Origin of the sequence: Kitasatospora sp. NPDC059408, assembly GCF_042751525.1 — a bacterium.
Taxonomy (GTDB): Bacteria; Actinomycetota; Actinomycetes; order Streptomycetales; family Streptomycetaceae; genus Kitasatospora.
In genome coordinates, this window is sequence record NZ_JBHYWI010000172.1 from 1 (window position 1) to 4519 (window position 4519).

Consider the following 4519-nt stretch of genomic DNA (forward strand, 5'->3'; position numbering starts at 1 on the left):
TGGCCGCGGCCAAGCGTTCGGGCAGGGGCCGGGCGTGCTCCGCGAGGAGTTCCTCCCGGCCGGCGACCACCGCGTGGCCGTCGACGACGCCCCGGACGCCGAGGCCCGGGATGCTCTCGAAGCCGTCGACGGGCGGCAGCCCGCCGGTCCGCTCGGCCGCGGCGCCGGCGATGGCGGCGGCGATCGGGTGCTCGGAGGCGTGTTCCACGGCGCCCGCGAGGCGCAGGGCCTCGGTCTCGGTGACGCCGTCGGCGGTGTGGACGGCGAGCAGGGTCATCCGGCCGGTGGTGACGGTGCCGGTCTTGTCGAGGACGATGGTGTCGACCTTGCGGGTCGTCTCCAGCACCTCCGGGCCCTTGATCAGGATGCCGAGCTGGGCGCCGCGGCCGGTGCCGACCAGCAGCGCGGTCGGCGTGGCGAGGCCGAGGGCGCACGGGCAGGCGATGATCAGCACGGCGACGGCGGAGGTGAACGCCGCGGTCGGGCTGTCGGTGGCGAGGAGCCGGCCGACCAGGGCGGCGAGCGCGATCAGCACGACGACCGGGACGAAGACGGCGGAGATCCGGTCGGCGAGGCGCTGGGCGGCGGCCTTGCCGTTCTGGGCGTCCTCCACCAGCTTGGCCATGCGGGCGAGGCGGGTGTCCGTGCCGACCCTGGTGGCCTCGACGACGAGCCGGCCGCCCGCGTTGACGGTGGCGCCGGTGACGGCGTCGCCGGCGGCGACCTCGACCGGGGCGGACTCGCCGGTGAGCATCGAGGCGTCCACGGCGGAGGTGCCCTCGACGACGACGCCGTCGGTGGCGATCTTCTCGCCGGGACGGACCACGAACCGGTCCCCCACCGCGAGTTCGGCGATCGGGACCCGCACCTCGCGGCCGGCCCGGCGCACCGCCACGTCCCGGGCACCGAGGTCCAGCAGGGCGTGCAGGGCGGCGCCGGCCCGGCGCTTGGAGCGGGCCTCCAGGTGGCGGCCGAGCAGGATCAGCACGGTGACGGCGGCGGCCGTCTCCAGGTACAGGGTGGACGAGGCGTCGGTGTCGCCGACCGTGAGCGAGAACGGGTGGTGCATCCCCGGCACCCCGGCGTGGCCCCAGAACAGCGCCCAGAACGACCAGCCGAAGGCGGCCAGGGTGCCGAGCGACACGAGGGTGTCCATCGTCGCGGCGCCGTGCTTGAGGTTCGTCCAGGCGGCGCGGTGGAACGGCAGGCCGCCGTACACGACGACCGGGCCGGTGAGGGCGAAGGCCAGCCACTGCCAGTTGGCGAACTGCAGGGCCGGGACCATCGACAGCAGCACCACGGGGATGCCGAGGAGGGTGCTGGTCCGCAAGCGGTCGAGCAGGGGGTCGGCGGGCGGCTCCGGCGTGGCGGCCTCGGCCGGCTCGGGCACGGCGGCCGCCGGGGGCGCCGGGAGTTCGGCGGTGTAGCCGGTGCGCTCCACGGTGGCGATCAGGTCCTCGACCGAGACGCCGGGGCCGTAGTCGACCCGGGCCCGCTCGGTGGCGAAGTTGACGGTGGCCTCGACGCCGTCCATCCGGTTGAGCTTCTTCTCGACCCGGGCCGCGCACGCGGCGCAGGTCATCCCGCCGATCGACAGCTCGACCCGGTCCGGGGCGTGCTCCCGGCCCCCCGTGCCGGTGGCGCCCTCGATCCCGGGTGCCGTCGTACTCATGCTGCTCCTAGGGACGGTGTGGCGTGGGGCGGCCGGCGGGCCCGCTGCCCGGGCCCGCCGTGCCGGACGGGCTCAGGCGCTGCGGCCGACCAGCTCGTAGCCGGCCTCGTCGACGGCCGCGCGGACCTGCTCGTCGTCCAACGGGGCGGCGGAGGAGACGGTCACGGTGCCGGCCTTGGCGTCGGCGGCCACCTCGGTGACGCCGGTCAGGGCGGACAGTTCCTCGCTGATCGCGTTCTCGCAGTGGCCGCAGCTCATGCCGGTGACGGTGTAGGTGATGGTGCTGGACATCCGGGCCTCCGGGAGGTCTGTGCGGCCCCGGGCGGTACCCGGGTTCTCATGCTCATCACACCATACCCCTGCGGGGTATTCCGTGGAGGGGTGTGGTGATGCGGATCGCACCGCCGTCCGGGCGGTTCGGCGGTTCGGCGGTGAGCGGCGGGGCGCTCACGCCGGAGCGGACGGGAACTGGGCCGGGATCGGCGCCGCCCGGTCCCGCCGGGCCAGCACCCTCAGCCACAGCAGTCCACCCAAGGAGACCACGACCAGGCCGGCCGTGTCGTAGAAGGTGTAGAGGTGGACCTGCCCGGTGGTCGGGTCCGGCATGTGGCCGAGGTCGAACAGGGCGCGCTGCCAGTCGCTCGCGGTGGTCCTCGCGACCAGCCAGACGGCGATCCCGCCCATGCTGTCCCAGAGCGCGTGCAGCAGCGATACGCCCAGGTAGGTGACGACGACCGGGGTGGTGAGCCGGAAGCGGCCGGCGCGCCGCTCGCGGAACAGCACGCCGCCGGCGATCGCCGTCCACAGGACGTGGCCGACCGGTGCCACCAGCCCGCGCAGGATCTCCGTCTCGACCAGGTCTCTGAGGGAGAGCCCCTGGACGCTCAGCACGGCGTTGAACGCGTATCCGGCGCTCTCGAAGGCCGCGAAGCCCGCGCCGACCGTCGCGCCCAGCACCAGCCCGTACCGCAGGCCGCTCACCCGTAGCCGCCGGCAGACCAGAACCAGCGCGGCGAGCTTGACCGCCTCCTCGATCAGGCCGACGCCCACGTACATCCAGACCGACGGCGAGAGCAGGTACGTCTCCAGGACGGAGGCGCCGAGGACGCCGATGATGCCGCCGAGGCCGAAGCAGGCGAGGAGCCGGTCCGGGCCGAGGTCGGCGGCGTGGCGCTCGTACGCCCACACGACCACGGTGGCCGGCACGAGGAAGCTGCCGAGCAGCACGATCGTCGGGACGAGGTTGCTGTCGGCCGTGAAGAACGTGACGACGACCGTGGCGACCCACAGGGCCGAACCGGCGAGGAGGACCCGCGGCCAGTGCACCGGCTGCGCCGCCGGGCCGGTCCGGCGGTCGGAGATGCGCGAGGTGTTGCGGTACCCGGACACCGGTCATGGCCTCCATCTGCGTGGCTGGTCTGGTCGGTCGCTCGCTCGGCCGGTCGCCCGGCTGCCGTGGTCGCACTGTATGACAAATGGGGTGTTTCGGTACGGTCCGTCCTGGTCCGGGAAGGGGTCGCGGAGGGTCCGTGCGGGGCGGCCGGTCGGGCTGCCGCGGGCTGGGGAGGGTGGGCGCCTTGATCGTCCGATATGTTCGATATGTGTTCCCGATCCGCCGCGCCCAGTCGCCCGCGGCCCCCACGGCCGCCGGGCTGCCACCGGACCGGCAGCGCGACGCCTTGCTGGCCGCGGACCTCCAGGACGTCCCGTTCTGGCGGCGGGCCACCCCGGCGGTCGCCGCGATCGTCGTGGTCGGCCTGGCCGACCTGCTCTCCGGCAAGGACCGCTACCTCGCGCCGCTGATGACCGTCGTCCCGGTGATCGCCGCGCTGACGCTCAGGCCCGGTGAGCTGTTCGCGGTCTGCGCGGTCGGGCTGCTCGCGGTGTTCGGGCTCAGCCGCTACGACGAGGTCGTCAACATCAACGACGCGCGGTTCGTCTACGGGGCGATGCTCAGCTACATCGTGCTGACGCTCTTCTCCGCCTGGGTCGCCAGGATCAGGATGCGGCGCGCGGCGGCGTTCGCGGCCGTCAGCTCGGTGGCGGAGGCCGCCCAGCGGGCGATCCTGCGGCTGCCGGGGCCGGTCGTCGGACCGCTGCGGCTGGCGGTGCGGTACGTGTCGGCGGCGGACGCCTCGCGCATCGGCGGGGACCTCTACTCGGTGCTGGAGACCCCGCACGGCACCCGGGTCGCGGTCGGGGACGTCCGGGGCAAGGGGCTCGCGGCCGTGCAGACCGCGGCGGTCGTGCTCGGCGCGTTCCGCGAGGCCGCGTACGACGAGACCGGGCTGCGGGGCGTCGCGGCGCGGGTCGAGGCGAGCGTCGAGCGGCACGTGCCGGACGGGGAGTTCACGACGGCGCTGTTCGTGGAGTTCCGCACGGCGGGGGTGATCGAACTGCTGCAGTACGGGCACGTGCCGCCGATCCGGGTGGACGGGGAGGGCAAGGCGCACGTACTGGACTCGCCGGACCCGTGGGTGCCGCTCGGGCTCGGGCGGCTCGCGGCGGGGGAGCCGGTCAGCTGGGGGCGGGACTTCGGGGTGGACGACGTCCTCGTGCTCTACACGGACGGGGTGATCGAGGCCCGGCACCGCAGGAGCGGGGAGTTCTATCCGCTGGCGGAGCGGGTCGGGGAGCTGGTTCAGGGGGCCGCGCGCTCGGCGGGGGAGCTGGAGGCGGCGGTGGAGCGGGTGTACGGGGATCTGCTGGCGCACACGGGCGGGAAGCTCGGGGACGACGCCCTGCTGCTGTTGATCACTCGGACGGACGACCGGGCGGCGGAGGGGGTGTGACGGGAGGGGTGTGACGGGAGGGGGCGCGACGGCGGGGATCCGCGGTCGCGCCCCA

Annotated in this window: 4 protein-coding genes; 1 reads left to right on the forward strand and 3 read right to left on the reverse strand. The window is 74.5% G+C overall.

Annotated elements, in window-relative coordinates; translation table 11 throughout:
* The 3 genes from ACFXDE_RS43650 to ACFXDE_RS43660 form a co-directional block, all read right to left on the reverse strand.
* Positions 1-1672, reverse strand: a 1672-nt coding sequence (locus tag ACFXDE_RS43650; protein WP_380499769.1) for a heavy metal translocating P-type ATPase, incomplete at its 3' end; no start/stop codon positions are given.
* A 72-nt stretch (positions 1673-1744) separates the two neighbouring features.
* Positions 1745-1963 carry a heavy-metal-associated domain-containing protein gene (locus ACFXDE_RS43655; RefSeq protein ID WP_380436654.1) on the reverse strand — a complete coding sequence of 73 codons (219 nt, stop codon included), beginning with the start codon at positions 1961-1963 and terminating at the stop codon, positions 1745-1747.
* Between the two features lie 156 nt (positions 1964-2119).
* Positions 2120-3061 (reverse strand): PrsW family intramembrane metalloprotease, encoded by a 942-nt coding sequence (locus tag ACFXDE_RS43660; RefSeq protein WP_380499770.1) that lies wholly within the window; start codon positions 3059-3061, stop codon positions 2120-2122.
* A 212-nt stretch (positions 3062-3273) separates the two neighbouring features.
* Between ACFXDE_RS43660 and ACFXDE_RS43665 the strand changes: the two genes are divergently transcribed.
* Positions 3274-4464, forward strand: coding sequence for a PP2C family protein-serine/threonine phosphatase (locus ACFXDE_RS43665; protein ID WP_380499771.1), 1191 nt, complete (start codon positions 3274-3276; stop codon positions 4462-4464).
* Positions 4465-4519 lie beyond the last annotated feature (55 nt).